1 protein-coding gene is annotated in these 244 nt (G+C 36.1%); it reads left to right on the top strand.

The genetic code is table 11. The annotated features are described in order from the left end of the window. Window positions 1-244, top strand: a 244-nt coding sequence (locus SB775_RS32815) for a hypothetical protein (RefSeq protein ID WP_410865475.1), incomplete at both ends; no start/stop codon positions are given.

The following is a 244-nucleotide window of genomic DNA, read 5'->3' as shown; positions in this document are numbered from 1 at the left end:
CAAGTACCTGGTTCTCCTGGGTGGAAATATCGTGTTGATAAGCCACATGTTGACGGGGTTAATAATGATTGGCATGTACATGTTGAAAAAGGAAAGATTAAAGGAGCTGAAAGAGTTACTGGAGGCAAAAGTCACGGTAAGACTCTAAATTCAGCTGGAGTCCCTAAATCTGTACAAAAAAATGTAAAGAAGACTAGTGACTTTAAAAAAGCTTTAGATAAACAGAAAAAATTAGAAAAAGAAC

The sequence above is a fragment of the Peribacillus sp. SIMBA_075 genome (assembly GCF_046534585.1).
The sequence above is the reverse complement of the archived record's forward strand: the minus strand, read 5'-3'. Positions and strand labels throughout refer to the sequence as shown.